Here is a 15,330-nt window from a genome sequence, read left to right on the forward strand (position 1 = left end):
CAAAAGAAGCATGCGTTAATAAATGGTTTGCATTGCAATGGTTGGTTGTAGACCCCAAATGCCGCGCGTATGGGTAATTGGGTCGAAGGCGGGGTACCTGAAGTGAAAAAGTTCGTAACAGCGGGCGCGGTCGCTATTCTGCTGGCCTTGAGCGCAAGTGGCGCTGCTCGCGCCCAGTCGATAACCGATGCGCTGACAGCAGCCTACAACCACGCGCCAGACCTGCAGTCAGCCTTGCTTGCTGCCAAGGCCTCGGCAGAAGACATTGTGCGTGCCAAATCGGGCAAGCTGCCCACGATCGGGGCGTCTGTTGCCGGGTCCAATAGCTGGAGTCTCGTGGGCGGTCAGTTTACGACGGGCAACCAGATTACGACTGGTGTTTCCTACAACCAGACGATCTTCGACAATTTTCAGACCGAAGCGCAGATCGAGGCGGCACGCGCAGCGGCCGAACTTTCCGAATATCAGATCCGCAATTCCGAGCAGACCGTGCTTCTTGCAGTGGTCCAGGCCTATATGGACGTATTGAGCGGCCGCCAGCTCGTCGCCTTGCGCCAGGACAATATCAACTTCTTCCAGGCGCAGTCGCAGTCGTCGCAAGACCGCCTTGATGTTGGTGAAGGTACCCGTATCGATGTCGCGCAGGCTCAGGCGCGCCTTGCCCAGGGGCAGGCTGCATACCGCGCCGCCCAGAGTAGCCTTGAGGTCAGCCAGGCGACATTCCAGCGTCTCGTCGGCGTACGTCCCCAGCAGCTCAACTCGTCGCACAATTTTGCCCGTTTGATCCCTTCAAGCCTCGATGCTGCTCTTGCAGAAGCAGAGGTTGGGCACCCGGCCATCATGATGTCCAAGGCGGCCATCCGCGCTGCCCAGGCTGGCAGCGATGCCGCCGAAGCGGCCTTTGGGCCGACGGCGTCGATCAATGGCCAGGTGGGTAGCCGCTGGACCAATGGCGGACCGACCGACGGCTTCAGTGGCTCGCTCGGCTTTCAGGTGACTGTGCCGATCTATGCTGGCGGCGCAATCGGTGCAGGTGTTCGCAAGGCCAATCTCAACCAGATCAAGTCTGAAGTCGACGCGATGTCGACCTATGATCAGGTGCGCGAGGCCGTTATTTCGGCTTGGGCCGGCATCCAGGCCGCCGATGCGCAAATCCAGGCAGCGCAAGCTGCTTCGCAGGCCGGCAACACTGTGCTCGAAGGCACGATCCAGGAGCGCGACCTCGGCACCAGCACAACGCTCGATGTGCTCAATTCCCAGGCCGAGCTGACGACCGCCAAGGAAAGCCTGATCAACGCGCAGACCCAGAAGGTTATTGCGACTTTCTCGCTGCTCTCGGCCATGGGCCGTCTGACGGCGCAAGATCTGGGCCTGCCGGTCGAAGTGAAGTCTGCCGTCAACTATACCCAGTCCGTCGAGGACGTTTGGCAGGAACTCCGCACCGTCGCAGAGTGACTGCTAAAAATCCAGTTCTTGTGGCCGGGCATGTCCCGGCCACAACTTTTTGTGGATCACCGCGGAACTGGCAGCCTAGTGATTCCTTCCTCTTCTATAACGCGTTAAGGTATGCGTAACGAATCGGAGGGGCGGCTTGCGGAAGTCTCTCTTGAGGGTCGAGCGTAAGTTGAGAGGCACTTATGAATAAGCCGGCTGCCAAAGAACCATCCATGGATGAAATCCTGTCTTCCATCCGGCAGATCATTGCCGACGATGATGACAGTGCGGCTCCGCGTCGTCCTTCGCTGCAGATCGCGCCCGATCCGATGGAAGCCATGTCCTTCTCCGGCGTGCCGAGCGATGACGATGGCGAACCTCTCGAGCTTTCATCGGCACAGATCGTCGCGGAAAATGATGATGCTGGCGCCGACATGGGCTTCGAAGCCCTTTTGGCTGACGCTCAAGCACAGACTGCTGAAAGCGCGCCAGCACTGGTCGTGCCCGATGACATTAGCTTTTCCCCGGCCGATAGCGCTTCAAGCGTGAATGAGCCTGAGTCAAACGTCGCCGAACTGCCGAGCTTTGATCCGATCTCGTTCGGCGTCGAAGAAGAGCGCGCACCAGAGCCAGAATTCGCGCCCGAACCAGAATTTGTACCTGAACCAGAAGTTGAGGCCACCTCCGTGCTTTCTGCTGTCAGCAATGAAGAAGACCACTCGATCATCGATACGCCGGCTGGGGCTCCTGCCTATACCCGTCCGTCGATCGCTTCCATTTCGCCAATGCCGGATCGCCAGTTGAGCGCCGATATCGCCGAAGGCCTTCTTGAAACCACGACCAAGGCCGCCGTTCGCAGCTCGATCGGCAAGCTTGGCGCGGCAGGCCTGGGCACCATCGCTTCGCCAGCATTGGGCAATGGTGGATTGACCATTGAGGCAATGGTGCGCGAACTGCTGCGTCCGATGCTCAAGGAATGGCTTGATGAAAATCTGCCGGCGGTTGTCGAGCGCATGGTCGAAAAGGAAATCGCTCGCGTTGCACGCGGCGATTGATCGGACCAGAACTCACCTGCGCTTTTAATCAATCGCGCAGTTGACCCTGGGACGCGCTTTTGCTTGAAGTTTCCAACCCTTTTGGGGCCCGCCATGTTCAGCTTGGCGGGTCTATCTGTTGTGAGTGACCTATGCTTGAAAAGACCTACGAGCCCGCCGCAGTGGAAAGCCGCATTTACGATGCCTGGCTGGACGCAAAGGCATTTGCGGCAGGAGCAGGGGCCAAGCCAGGCGCGGAAACGTTCACGATCGTTATTCCGCCGCCCAATGTCACCGGCTCGCTCCATATCGGACACGCGCTCAACAACACGATCCAGGATATTCTGGTTCGCTTCAATCGCATGCTGAAAAAGGACGTGCTCTGGCAGCCAGGCACGGACCATGCCGGCATCGCCACCCAGATGATCGTCGAGCGCCAGCTCGCTGAAAAGCACATGAGCCGTCGCGACATGGGACGCGAGAAGTTCATCGAGCGCGTCTGGGAATGGAAAGGCGAGAGCGGCGGCACGATCATGAACCAGCTCAAGCGCCTCGGCGCTTCGGCTGATTTTTCGCGCGAAAGGTTCACCATGGGTGAAAATGGCGCGGCGGATGATCAGATGGTTCGCGCCGTCACCAAAGTATTCGTTGAGCTACATAAGCGCGGTCTGATCTACCGGGCCAAGCGTCTGGTGAACTGGCATCCCGGTCTTGAAACTGCCATCTCCGATCTTGAAGTCGAGAATATCGAAATCAAGGGCCATATGTGGCACCTGCGCTATCCGCTAGCCGATGGGGTAACCTACCAGTTCCCGATCAAGGACGAAGAGGGCAACGTCACTGGCGAAGAAACGCGCGACTATATTATCGTTGCGACGACCCGGCCGGAAACCATGCTCGGCGACGTTGCCGTAGCAGTGCATCCGGAAGACGAGCGCTATCAGGGATTGATCGGCAAGTTCATCGAACTGCCACTAGTTGGCCGCCGAATTCCTGTCGTTGCCGATGAATATGCCGATCCCACGCTCGGCACGGGTGCTGTAAAAATCACGCCGGCGCATGACTTCAACGACTTCGAAGTTGGTGTGCGCGCCGGAGTCGAGCCGATCAACGTCTTTACGACGCGTGGCGCTATTGTCGAAGATGACTTCGTGCCGGCAAAATATCGCGGCATGGATCGCTTCGACGCGCGTAAAGCCATTGTGGCCGATCTTGCGGCTTTGGCTGAAGAGAACCCGATCCGCGGGCTCGACCATATCGAAGACAAGAAGATCATGGTGCCGCATGACGAGAAGAGCAAACTCGTCGTCATCGAGCCATTCCTGACCGACCAGTGGTGGGTCAAGGCTGATGTGCTGGCCCAGCCGGCACTTGCCTCGGTGCGCGAGGGCCGCACCAAGTTCGTGCCGCAGCAATACGAAAACACCTATTTTGCCTGGCTCGAAAACATCAAGCCTTGGTGCATTTCGCGCCAGCTTTGGTGGGGCCATCAGATCCCGGCCTGGTACGGTCCGGACAATGAAGCCTTCGTCGCTTCTAGCGAAGAGGAAGCCAAAGCGGCTGCCGAAAAGCACTATGGCAAGCCGGTCGAACTGGCCCGCGATCCAGACGTGCTCGACACCTGGTTCTCCTCCGCGCTCTGGCCGTTTTCGACGCTCGGCTGGCCGGACGAAACGGCCGAGCTCAAGCGCTATTATCCGACGGATGTGCTCGTCACCGGCTTTGACATCATCTTCTTCTGGGTGGCCCGCATGATGATGATGGGCCTTGAATTCCTCGACGAAGAGCCGTTCCACACCGTCTACATGCATGCCTTGGTCCGCGACGAGAAGGGCCAGAAGATGAGCAAGACCAAGGGGAACGTCATCGATCCTCTCAAGCTCGTTGACGAATATGGTGCTGACGCCACGCGCTTCACGCTCGCTGCCATGGCCGCGCAGGGGCGTGACCTCAAGCTTGCTATCAGCCGGGTTGAGGGTTACCGCAATTTCGTGACCAAGCTCTGGAATGCGGCGCGCTTCCTTGAGATGAATGAGTGCCGCCGCGTCGAGGGCTATGATCCCAAGGCAAACACGCTTCCGCTCAATCGCTGGATAGTCGGCGCTACGGTTCGTGCTCTTGCGACAGTTCGCGCTGGCATCGAGGACTACAAGTTCAACGAAGCGGCGAACTCGGCTTATGATTTTGTCTGGGGCACGTTTTGCGATTGGTATGTCGAATTCGCCAAGCCCGTGTTCAACGGCGAGGACGAGGCGGCCAAGGCAGAAACACGCGCGTCCGCCGCTTGGGCGCTTGATCAGATCCTGATCATGCTTCACCCGATGATGCCCTTCGTCACCGAGGAGCTCTGGGCAGAAACGGGCAAGTTTGGCACGCCGCGGGAGAATCTGCTGATCCTCACCGAATGGCCAACCTATCAGGGTCTCGAAGATGCCGCGGCCGATGAAGATCTCGCCTGGCTCATCGAGGTCATTTCAAATGTCCGTTCGGTGCGCGCAGAAATGAATGTCCCGGCCAGCGCTAAGCTGCAGCTTGTCGTCAGCGGCGCTAAAGAAGCAACGCTGGGCCGGCTCGTGGCTGGGACGTCGCTGATCACGCGGCTCTCACGTCTCGAAGAGATTTCGCCACAGAACGATGTGCCGGGCGAGTCCGCGCAGTTCGTGGTGGGCGAGGCGACCTTCGCGCTTCCGCTGGCTGGCGTCATCGACATCGGCGCGGAAAAAACTCGCCTTGAAAAGGAAGTCACCAAGCTCGACGGTGAAATTACTGGCGTCGACAAAAAGCTCGGCAACGAGCAGTTCGTCGCCAAGGCGCCCGAAGAGGTGATCGAAGAGCAGAAGGCCCGTCGCGAGGCAGCGGTCGACCGCCGTGCTCGCATCCTCGAAGCGCTGAAGCGCCTGAGCTGAGGCCATCATGACAGATGAAGCGCCGTCTCCGGCTCCCATGGCCACAACAGCCGGATTGTTGGGCGCAGGGACGGTGCTGATTTTCGACGGCAAGGGCGGCGTCAGGCGCCACACGTCTGACGATGAGCTGCCAAAGGCGCCATTGCGCGGCTTCGTGCTGATCGCGGGCAATTCGCGGGCGCCCGAATTCCGTGTGTGGATGAAGGGCGAACTCGGCGACTTTCATGCCGATCTGCTGTCGGCGCCAAGCACGCGGGCTCGCTGCACGGTTGTGGGCGACAAAGCACTCGTGGTGATCCGCGTCGCACGCCCAGGCGCCGAGCCAGATGATATGGGGCGACAATTGATGTCGCTGCTGATCGAAAAGGGCCGCGTGACGATCGCGTCCGAATTGAATGTCGCGGACTTCCTTGGCCTGCCGAAATGGGAGAGTTCCCACCATGCGCCTGTGTCGCCTGCCGATCTCGTCGCCAGGCTCGGGCTCAGAGCCGCGGACCGGCTAGAGCCCCTGGTCGAGATGCTCGGCGATCGGCTCGATAATATAGAGGAATCGCTGATCATCCAGAATACCTCGACGGCGCAATCACGGTTGAGCCACCTACGTCGCACCATGATCAGTTTCCGCCGTATGGTCTGGCCGCTCCGCGATACGTTGAACACGCTCGAGATCGAAGACCTGAGCTTCTTTTCAGCAAGAGACCGGCTACGCCTCCGCGAGGCGTCCGCACGGTCGGCCCGTCTGGGAGATGAATTGCAGGCCATGTCTGAGCGTGCCGTGCTGGTCCATGAGCAGATCATCGATGCACGCGCGGAACAGATGAACCGCACCATGCTGATTCTTGCCGCGGTCACCGTCGTCTTCATGCCGCTTACTCTCGTCACCGGTGCCTTGGGCATGAATGTCAGCGGCATTCCGATGGCCAATGATCCATCAGCGTTCTGGTATGTGTGCGGCGGACTGATCTGCTTCTCGATCGCGATCGTCGTCTGGATGCGCAAACGCCGCTGGCTCTGATCTCTGTGTGACGGAATCGCAACAACGGTTTTGATTCACGCCCTAGGGCCACGCCATCAATAAATTGGCGACATTTCCTGCCACATTGTCAGCTTAAACGGGGTGCTCAAGCATTCGGGGCGGGTGTGGGCAGATTTTGGTCGACGTGCTTTCGCGCGCCTTCAAGTCTGGCTGATCGTTCCCGAACCGCTGCTAATGGCGTGATCCGCCCAGATGGTGAAGACGTGCGTGCATTGACGAATGACAAGCGTGGTGAAGAACAAGAAGCCGAACTATTCGGCGGCATGTTCGACTCCGTGAACACGTTCGCTCAAATGCTGCCGCAATGCGGATTTACCAATACTTCATACATTGCTTTTCACCGTCGGGCTTGCGGTTCAAGCTCTTTGCCAGGCGCGGCATTGCCGCTGCCTGAAATAGCAGACGCGCGCCCATTGGCACGCAAAAGGAGTAAAATGCGGAAATCGCCGGCGTTCCATCTGGCATCCGCGGTCACCGGTCTTGCGCTCTCCGTTCTGGCGCTGGCCATTCCCGCTCAGGCTCAAACTGCTGCCGACGCTGCACTCGACCTCGCCAATATGCTGGATGGGGCAGGGGGCGGTGTGTCTGGCGATGCCTATCTCTCGGCGCTTGAAGATGCTGCCGAAGCCGGCCAGCCCATGGCCATGTGGCAGCTCGGCACTATGTATGAGAATGGCGAGGGCGTCGCTAAGGATCCAGTCAAGGCTTTTGGCTACTTCGCCCAGATCGCCAATCAACACGCCGATGCTGCCCCGCGCGGCGTCGAGTCTGATATCGTGGCGCAGTCCTTCGTGAAAATGGGCGACTATTATCGTCAGGGTCTGCCCGATGCCGGCATTCCCGCCGATATCGAACGTTCGCATGCGCTGCTTTTGCATGCCGCGACTTATTTCGGTGATGCCGATGCGCAGTACCGCGTCGGCCTGCTCTACCTTCAGGACGAGGGCTTTGGTGTCAATCCCCTCCAGAGCGCCCGTTGGTTCTCCCTAGCCGCCCGGAAGGGTCATTGCCTTGCACAGGCACGACTGGGTGACATGCTGTTTAACGGCATGGACGGGATCGAAGCCCAACCCATCGAAGGGCTGATGTGGCTCAATATTTCGCACGAGCGCTGCATGGGCACTGTTGATCAGGCCCAGGTCGATGAACTGTTGAACCGGGCGGCCTCGACCGCACGGCCGGAGGACCGCGACAGTGCAGCGGCATTGGCGCAGTCGATTGCGCCCCAATTCGCGAATTTCTGAAAATTGCTGCTGAGCACAGCGGCGGCGCTAAACTCTTTTAGAGAGTGTAGCAGTCGCCGCCGCTGGCTTTGACGTTCGAGCAGATCGCGTTGGCGCTCTGAAGCGAATCTGCCGGTACGCGCACGCGATAGAAGATGCCGCGCTCACCGAGATCAACCCGCTGAACTTCGAGGCTGGCGCCGTTGAACATCGCGCCAAAGCGAGACGCAATGTTTTGGGCGCTCTGGCGTGCAGCTTCTTCGCTGCGCTGCGATGACAACTGAACATAGGCTGGCGCCGGAGCGCCCGTTGCAGTTGTGATCGATGGCGTCGTCGCTGTGGCGGTTGCCGGGGCCGGCGTTTGCGCAGGCGCAACGGTCGGAAGGGTTGCCGTCTGCGTCTGCTGAACGGGTGTTGCCGCAAGAGGCGCAGAAACGGACGCTGCGTTCTGCGTCGGTAAGTTGCTCGGTCGCGCCAAAGGCACGGGCGCAGTCTTGCCTGCTATCGGGTTGCCAGCGAGATCAACGGCCTGAACAGTCGAACCAGGTTGCACAGGCGTCACTGCCGGTGTTTCTGGCACAGCGGGCGTCTGAGCGGCAGCCGGTGTGCTTGCTGCAGCATCGGCGTTTGCGATCATGTCAGGCGTCGAGAAATCTGCCCCCGGAACATCAGGAACCGTCGGCCGATCGACTGGCAACATGGCTGAACCAGCGAGGCTGTCGCCACCGCTGACGATCGTGCCATCAGGGCGCACCGTGACAGTGCGCACCTTGCGGTTCACCAGACCTTCGGCATTGACGTCATCGGCTGCAACTTGCGTTACGGCATCGACATCAGACTGATCGCGCGAAACGATCTGCTCACTGGCGGCAGTATTGGCACCTGATATTTCGTTGAAGACCACGGACTGATTGGCATCTGCCGTATCTGTCGCCGGTGCCGGCACTTCCTTGATGGGCGTCGTATCCGCAGCCACGATTGGCGCAGGACCATCCGGCGCGCTCGTGCCCAAGCCCAGCACGGTGTAGAGACCAACCGCAGCAACTGCGAGCAGAAGCGTTGCCACCAACGGACCGGCCAGCGACCGAGTCATGCCCAGAATACGGCGGCGGGGCGCCTTGGCGACCTGCTCTGCATCGTCTTCGTCAGGAAGGCGCGCTGAAATAACAGGTTCAACCCATTCGACACGCGCGCCGCTGGTCGCAGCGGCCGCAAGAATAGCTTCTTCGATGGAGGAAACTTTAGTGGGCTGCACCGGAACGGCAGCAGCAGCGGGTTCTGCCTTTGGAATTGTCGGCGTTGCAAGGCTACGCAGGGCAGGGCTCGGCGCAGCGGGCCGCTGGTGGGCACGCGCTGCAGGGCCAATCAGCCGTTCGATTTCCTCGAGCGGATCGGGCAGCGGTTGAGCCTTGTGATGGGGCGGCGGCACGAACATTTCGTGGCTGAGATCGAACTGAGCCAGCTTCACATCCGGCACTACCGGCTCGGCAGCCTCGACATGCGCTTCGGTTTTACCGGCAGGCGTGGAGCCAAGGCCGAAAACGGGAGGAATGCCGAAGGAATCAACTTCACTCGGAAAATTCTCGCGCGGAACTTCGTCTGTCACGTCGAGCTCGACCAGTGGCTCTTCAAACGTCGGTTCCGCGATGGCTTCAGGCTCTTCCGGAACGGAGAGCTCGGCAGCGATAAGATCGGCGAGGCTATCCTGATCGAGCGCCGGCATCGGCTCGGCGATAGCGGGCGCACTATCGGTCTCAGCCTCTGGCGTATGGGCCTCGGCTGGTTCCGGACGTGTCACGACAGGTTCGGCAAAGTCAGATTGTTGCACGACAGGAACGACCGGTTCATTGCGAACAGGCTCGGCCTGGCGGGACTCAAATGAAAAAGCTGGAGGCTCTTTGCGCTCAAGCGTTCCCGCAGGAGCGACCGGGCGCTCGCGGCGATCTTCCTGAATTGCCCGTGGCTCAGGCGTCAGCGCACTAGGGCCGGGAATGCGGATGCCGCGATTGTCGGCCTGCGTCTCAACCGAAAGCGCTGGCTTGACCGGAGCTTCGGCACCAGGGATGCGAATGGGCTTGGCCGGAGGCGCAACTGGCTTGTCCGACTGTGCATCCTCGGCCATCAACCGAGCCAGCTCAGCGATCAGGTCGTCCGCGCTATCTGTCTGTCCTGCCATGAGTTTCGGCTTCGCTGTCGTCATTTGCCAGCGTCCCTAATAGCTGCAAATCCTTCTGTTGAGGATTTGCGGCGAGTTTCCACACCAATGCGCCCGAATTATGAAAGTTCTTCGGGGGCCGAGACGCCTAGAATTCCTAGGCCATTGCGCACAACCTGGCGTACGGCATCCACAAGTGCGAGTCGAGCCAATGTCAGCTTTGGATCGGCTGAGTTAACAAACCGCAAAGATGGGTCATCATTGCCCTTGGCCCAGAAGCCATGGAAGGCCGCGGCAAGGTCATGGACATAGAACGCAATCCGGTGCGGCTCGTGCGCAACAGCGGCAGCGGCGACGGTTCTCGGCCATGCAGCGAGAAGACGGATCAATTCGAGGTCAGCCGCCGAGGTCAGGACGTCGACGTCGGCAGAAGCGAGCGCTTCGGCGTCGGTCTTGAGATCAGGCATTTCGCTCTGGATCTTCCGGAAAATCGAGCAGGCGCGAGCATGCGCATACTGCACGTAGAAGACCGGATTGTCGCGCGTCTGTTCTTTGACCAGAGCAAAGTCAAAATCCATCGACGCGTCGTTGCGGCGGAAAAGCAGCATGAAGCGCGTCGCATCGGCCCCGACTTCATCGACGACGTCTGCAAGGGTGACGAGGTCGCCCGAGCGCTTCGACATCTTGAACGGCTCGCCGTTCTTGAGGAGACGGACGAGTTGGCAGATGCGCACGTCGATATCGGCTTCGCCATGGGATACGGCCTTAACCGCAGCCGAAAGACGCTTCACATAGCCCGAATGGTCGGCACCGAGCACGTTGACCATGTGCTTGAAGCCGCGAAGATATTTATTGCGGTGATAGGCGATATCGGCGGCAAAGTAGGTGAAGCTGCCGTCTGATTTGATCAGGGCGCGATCGGTGTCGTCGCCATAGTCCTTGGCCCGGAACAGAGTTTGCTCGCGATCTTCCCACTCTTCCGGCGCCTTGCCCTTTGGCGGGTCGAGCCGACCCTGATAGACCATTCCCTGTTCGCGCAGCCATTCGAGCGTGGTGTCGATATCGCCGCCCTGGCCGTGAAGCGTGCGTTCAGAGAAGAAGACGTCGTGATGGATGTTGAGCTGGGCCAGATCGGCCTTGATCAAATCCATCATCGCGGCCAGCGCTGCCTCGCGCGCGATAAGAACGGCTTCCTGCTCGGGCTTTTCGAGAAGCTTATTGCCATACTCGGCAGCCAGCGCTTGGCCCACTGGAATGAGATAATCGCCCGGATAGAAGCCGGATGGAATCTCGATGGTTTCACCCAGGCATTCGCGATAGCGCAGCAGTGCGGATTGACCGAGAATGATTGTCTGGCCGCCGGTGTCGTTGATGTAATATTCGCGCGTTACGTCGTAGCCAGAATAGGCCATGAGTGATGCCAGCGCGTCGCCAAAGATGGCGCCACGCGTGTGGCCCACATGCATGGGGCCCGTCGGGTTGGCCGAGACATACTCGACATTGACACGTTCGCCCTTGCCGAGATCGGTGCGACCATAGTTTTCGCGTTCAGCGCCGATCGACTTTAGCACCTTGTGCAGGATCGGCGTTGCGAGACGGAAATTGATGAATCCAGGACCAGCGACCTCTACCGAGGTTACGTCCGCATCAGAGTTGAAACGCTCGACAAGCGCAGCAGCCACTTCGCGTGGGTTCTTCCCAAGCGGCTTGGCAACAACCATGGCAGCATTGGTTGAAAGATCGCCATGGGCAGGGTCTCGCGGGGGCTCCACCACAACGCGCGACAGCAGATCGGTCCCGAGCTCGGGATGATCGGCAAGCAGGGCCTCGGTGACCCGGGTGGTGAAGAGTGCAAAGATATCCATGACAAACCCGCTGGAAATGCTGCGTGGCGGTTAGCGGAATTCCGGACGAGCGTCAAACAAGCGCTGGTACTCGTCAAGAGCATAGGGGTCGGTCATCCCGGCTATAAAGTCGGCGACGATCCGCGCGCGGTCGGTTGTGGAACTGGCCGAAGCTGACGCGATACCCCATCTGCCGGGCATGACGTCACTTTCCATATAGGCCGCAAACAGGCGCTCGACCACGCTTTCACTCTCGCGAACCGGGCGCATGACGGCTTCGTCGCGATAGACGCGGTTAAAGAGAACCTCTTTCAGTCCACGCTCTGCGGCCGCAGTCTCCTCAGAAAACGTAACGAGAGCTTTACCGGCCATGCGCACATCCTCGGCCGATTCCACGCCTGCCGACTCGAGGTTGAGCGCACTTTGGCGGATCACGTCTTCGATGGCGCGGGTGATCATCCTGCGCTGGACCTCGTGCGTCTGGCGCTTTGGACTCACGTCTGGATAGAGGCTTTCAACTTCCAGAACGATCGGACCGGCCATCGGGGCGTCTTCGAAATCAGTCAGTTTGACGAGACCAGCGCGCAACGCGTCGTCAATGTCATGGGCATTATAAGCGATATCATCCGAAATGGCCGCGACTTGCGCTTCGAGCGAGGCATGGCTCGACAGGCGAAGGTCCGCAATAGCGGGGATGTCGTTGACGCCAGCGGGCAAGCCTTCCGCGACATATCGACCAACAGGTTGCCCGGCGGAATCCACCATTGGCCCGTTGTGCTTGAGAATGCCCTCAAGTGTCTCCCAGGTAAGGTTGAGACCATCGTGCTCGGCATAGCGATTCTCGAGCTGCGTGACGACGCGGAGCGCCTGGACGTTATGGTCGAACCCGCCATAGGGCGCCATGGCCCGATGCAGGGCGCGTTCACCCGCGTGACCAAACGGGGTATGGCCGAGGTCGTGGCTGAGCGCGAGCGCTTCGGCCAAATCTTCGTTGAGCCGGAGGGCGCGGGCGATGGAGCGGGCGATTTGGCTGACTTCGAGCGTATGAGTCAGCCGGTTGCGAAAGTGACGGCCTTCGTGATGGAGAAAGACCTGGGTCTTGTGCTGCAAGCGCCGGAAGGCCGTCGAGTGGATGATGCGATCGCGATCGCGCTGGAATTCGGAGCGCGTCGGGCTAGGCCCAGCGCCATAAAGGCGGCCGAGAGAATCTTCCGGTTTGCTGGCATAGGGAGCCGTTTCGCTCATCTTTTCGTTCTGCTCTTTGCATCGACGCTTGCTGCGCCTATCTTATGCGCTGCGTTATGACATTACGATCGTATCGGAAACTTCCATGACTGCCGTTGCCACCGCCCAAACTGCCTCCGTGACATTGTCTGATCGCGCTGCCAAGCGCGTTTCGCGAATTCTGTCCAAGGAGCCCGCCGGAACCGTTTTGCGCGTCTCCGTCGCCGGTGGCGGCTGCTCAGGCTTTCAGTACGAATATAATCTCGTGCAGGAAACGGCCGGCGATGACGATCTGGTCCTCAGCAAGGGCGACGCAACCGTGCTGATCGATTCCATGAGCCTTGAATTCATGGGCGGCTCGGAGATCGACTTCGTCGACGATCTCGTCGGCCAGTCGTTCCAGATCAAGAACCCCAATGCCGTCGCATCCTGCGGCTGTGGAACCAGCTTTGCCGTTTGACGTCCCTGCAGCCTCGTTTATCCTTATCCATCCGAAACATAAGAAGACGGAAGAGGGTAGGGCGGAATGGACAGGACAGAAGTCGATAGGGTGATCGATGCAGCGGTGACCGGCAAGAAGCTGGTTGGCACCGTAGTTATGGCAGCGATCGATGGGGAGATCGTTTACTCTCGCGCCGCTGGTCTTGCAGACCGCGAAGAATCAGAGCCGATGCGCGAAGACACGATCTTCCGCGCGGCCTCGCTGACCAAGCCGCTAGTCGCCGCAACAATTCTCGCCATGACCGATCGAGGCCTGCTCAAGGTTACGGACCCGGTTTCGGACTATCTTCCCTATTTCACGCCGGCGCTGCCGGACGGCACACGGCCTGTCATCACGCTCAAGCATTTGCTGACGCACACCGCCGGTCTCACTTACGACTATTCCAAGGACCCGCGGATCAGTCCCGGCCTGACGGACACGACGACAAGCCTTGATGGGGTGTTGCGCCTGATCGCAGAGCAACCGCTGAATTACGCGCCTGGAACATCCTGGCTCTACTCAATGGCGATCGACGTTCTCGGCGGGGTCGCTGCTGCGGTGCACGGCACTGACCTAGCGACGGCAGTTGCGCATTACGTGGCGGGTCCGCTCGGCATGAAGGATACAGTTTTCCATCTCGATAGCGATGAGCGCCTCGCGGTGCCCTATGCCGATGGAGAGACGGAGCCGGTCCGGATGACTGATCCACACTCTGCCAAGAACCCATGGAATGCTGTCACGACTTTTTCGCCCAAGCGGATTTTCAACGCGCAGGCATTTCAGTCTGGCGGTGGCGGCATGGCGACGACCGCGCCGGATTATATGCGTTTTCTGATGGCCGTGACGCAGGGTGGTGTGCCCATTCTGGAGGCCGAGACGACCCAGGTGGCGCTGCAGGATCAGATGGGCTACGAGCGTGACCCTGGCCAAGCATTCAGCTTCTTTGGCAGCTATACCATTGATCCGGCGCGCGCCAATTTGCCTTGGACCGCGGGCACCAACAATTGGGGCGGCATCTATGGCCATGTGTGGTCGATCGAGCCGAGCCGCAAAATATGTTCGGTGTCGCTGACCAATACGGCATTCTATGGCGGCGAGCTTGAGTATCCGCTGCGGCTGCGCCAAGCTATCCACGCCTGAGACCCGAGCGGAAAGACTGCCACGATGCGTATCGCCACCTGGAATATCAATGGCATCAAAGCCCGCCTTGAGCTGCTGCTGAAGTGGCTCGATGAGGAAAAGCCCGATATCGTCGGTCTGCAGGAAATCAAGACAGTCGACGAGGGCTTTCCCACGGCCGAAATCGAGGCCCTAGGCTACAATGTCGTGACCCATGGCCAGAAAAGCTGGAACGGGGTGGCGTTGCTCTCGAAACTGCCGTTCGACGAGGTGACGCGCGGTCTGCCCGGTGACGACGCGGATGAACAATCGCGCCTGATCGAGGCGGTCTTCTCGGTCGAAGGCGGCGTTGTGCGCATCTGCAACATCTATCTGCCCAACGGGAATCCGGTCGATACCGAGAAATTTCCCTACAAACTGCGGTGGATGGATCGGCTCAATGCCTATGTCGCTGACCGGCTGACGCTTGAAGAGCCGTTCGTGCTGATGGGGGACTTCAACCTGATCCCGGCGCCGATCGATGCCCATGATCCACATGCCTGGTGGGGCGATGCGCTCTATCGGCCTGAAAGCCTCGAACGATTCCGCGTGCTAAAGAACATGGGCATGACTGACGCCCTGCGAGCCCTAACATCGGAGCAGACATTCACGTTCTGGGATTTTCAGGCTGGCGCTTGGCGCCGCAATGCCGGCATCCGCATCGATCACCTGATGCTCTCGCCTCAAGCAACCGATCGACTCGACGGCATCACGGTCCACAAGGACGTGCGTGGCTGGGACAAGCCGAGCGATCACGTGCCTGTGGAAGGCCAGTTCAGCTTCTGATTCTGCCGGTATCGCCGTCTTGACGCCCTGCGGGCTCGGGGACATGGAT

General features: G+C 59.7%; 11 protein-coding genes. 8 read left to right on the forward strand and 3 right to left on the reverse strand.

Going from position 1 to position 15,330, the window contains the following annotated elements; genetic code table 11:
- Window positions 1–102 precede the first annotated feature (102 nt).
- From ASE94_RS09340 to ASE94_RS09360, 5 genes are all read left to right on the forward strand, one after another.
- Complete coding sequence (locus ASE94_RS09340) at window positions 103–1,455, forward strand: TolC family outer membrane protein (protein WP_162236076.1); 1,353 nt, start codon at window positions 103–105, stop codon at window positions 1,453–1,455.
- A 182-nt stretch (window positions 1,456–1,637) separates the two neighbouring features.
- The gene (locus tag ASE94_RS09345) at window positions 1,638–2,489 is read left to right on the forward strand and encodes a DUF2497 domain-containing protein (protein WP_062630189.1); all 852 of its coding nucleotides are present in this window, start codon (window positions 1,638–1,640) and stop codon (window positions 2,487–2,489) included.
- A 131-nt stretch (window positions 2,490–2,620) separates the two neighbouring features.
- The gene (locus tag ASE94_RS09350; RefSeq protein WP_062630190.1) at window positions 2,621–5,374 is read left to right on the forward strand and encodes a valine--tRNA ligase; all 2,754 of its coding nucleotides are present in this window, start codon (window positions 2,621–2,623) and stop codon (window positions 5,372–5,374) included.
- Window positions 5,375–5,381: 7 nt separating this feature from the next.
- Window positions 5,382–6,389: a CorA family divalent cation transporter gene (locus ASE94_RS09355; protein ID WP_082461133.1), complete on the forward strand. Its 1,008-nt coding sequence runs from the start codon at window positions 5,382–5,384 to the stop codon at window positions 6,387–6,389.
- 455 nt (window positions 6,390–6,844) lie between these two features.
- Entirely contained in the window at window positions 6,845–7,654 is an 810-nt protein-coding gene (locus ASE94_RS09360; protein WP_062630192.1) for a tetratricopeptide repeat protein, read from the forward strand.
- Between the two features lie 37 nt (window positions 7,655–7,691).
- Here ASE94_RS09360 and ASE94_RS09365 read toward each other — a convergent pair whose 3' ends face one another.
- The 3 genes from ASE94_RS09365 to ASE94_RS09375 all read right to left on the reverse strand — a co-directional run bounded on the left by ASE94_RS09365 (window position 7,692) and on the right by ASE94_RS09375 (window position 12,877).
- Entirely contained in the window at window positions 7,692–9,833 is a 2,142-nt protein-coding gene (locus ASE94_RS09365) for an SPOR domain-containing protein (RefSeq protein WP_062630193.1), read from the reverse strand.
- Between the two features lie 74 nt (window positions 9,834–9,907).
- Complete coding sequence (argS, locus tag ASE94_RS09370; RefSeq protein WP_062630194.1) at window positions 9,908–11,653, reverse strand: arginine--tRNA ligase; 1,746 nt, start codon at window positions 11,651–11,653, stop codon at window positions 9,908–9,910.
- Between the two features lie 30 nt (window positions 11,654–11,683).
- Window positions 11,684–12,877, reverse strand: coding sequence for a deoxyguanosinetriphosphate triphosphohydrolase (locus tag ASE94_RS09375; protein WP_062630195.1), 1,194 nt, complete (start codon window positions 12,875–12,877; stop codon window positions 11,684–11,686).
- A gap of 85 nt (window positions 12,878–12,962) precedes the next feature.
- Here ASE94_RS09375 and ASE94_RS09380 point away from each other — a divergent pair, with 85 nt between their 5' ends.
- From ASE94_RS09380 to xth, 3 genes are all read left to right on the forward strand, one after another.
- Window positions 12,963–13,316, forward strand: a complete 354-nt coding sequence (locus ASE94_RS09380; RefSeq protein WP_061907423.1) for an iron-sulfur cluster assembly accessory protein — start codon at window positions 12,963–12,965, stop codon at window positions 13,314–13,316.
- A gap of 66 nt (window positions 13,317–13,382) precedes the next feature.
- Window positions 13,383–14,477: a serine hydrolase domain-containing protein gene (locus ASE94_RS09385; protein WP_062630196.1), complete on the forward strand. Its 1,095-nt coding sequence runs from the start codon at window positions 13,383–13,385 to the stop codon at window positions 14,475–14,477.
- 24 nt (window positions 14,478–14,501) lie between these two features.
- Window positions 14,502–15,281, forward strand: a complete 780-nt coding sequence (gene xth, locus ASE94_RS09390; RefSeq protein ID WP_062630197.1) for an exodeoxyribonuclease III — start codon at window positions 14,502–14,504, stop codon at window positions 15,279–15,281.
- Window positions 15,282–15,330 lie beyond the last annotated feature (49 nt).

Origin of the sequence: Devosia sp. Leaf64 (genome assembly GCF_001421945.1) — a bacterium.
In the GTDB taxonomy this organism is placed as follows: Bacteria; Pseudomonadota; Alphaproteobacteria; order Rhizobiales; family Devosiaceae; genus Devosia.

Excerpts from the sequence above, each read along its gene's own strand:
- ASE94_RS09360 (WP_062630192.1), top strand. The coding sequence starts at position 6,845 with ATGCGGAAATCGCCGGCGTTCCATCTGGCATCCGCGGTCACCGGTCTT.
- argS (WP_062630194.1), bottom strand. The coding sequence starts at position 11,653 with ATGGATATCTTTGCACTCTTCACCACCCGGGTCACCGAGGCCCTGCTT.
- ASE94_RS09345 (WP_062630189.1), top strand. The coding sequence starts at position 1,638 with ATGAATAAGCCGGCTGCCAAAGAACCATCCATGGATGAAATCCTGTCT.
- ASE94_RS09350 (WP_062630190.1), top strand. The coding sequence starts at position 2,621 with ATGCTTGAAAAGACCTACGAGCCCGCCGCAGTGGAAAGCCGCATTTAC.
- ASE94_RS09380 (WP_061907423.1), top strand. The coding sequence starts at position 12,963 with ATGACTGCCGTTGCCACCGCCCAAACTGCCTCCGTGACATTGTCTGAT.
- ASE94_RS09355 (WP_082461133.1), top strand. The coding sequence starts at position 5,382 with ATGACAGATGAAGCGCCGTCTCCGGCTCCCATGGCCACAACAGCCGGA.
- ASE94_RS09365 (WP_062630193.1), bottom strand. The coding sequence starts at position 9,833 with ATGACGACAGCGAAGCCGAAACTCATGGCAGGACAGACAGATAGCGCG.
- ASE94_RS09375 (WP_062630195.1), bottom strand. The coding sequence starts at position 12,877 with ATGAGCGAAACGGCTCCCTATGCCAGCAAACCGGAAGATTCTCTCGGC.
- xth (WP_062630197.1), top strand. The coding sequence starts at position 14,502 with ATGCGTATCGCCACCTGGAATATCAATGGCATCAAAGCCCGCCTTGAG.
- ASE94_RS09385 (WP_062630196.1), top strand. The coding sequence starts at position 13,383 with ATGGACAGGACAGAAGTCGATAGGGTGATCGATGCAGCGGTGACCGGC.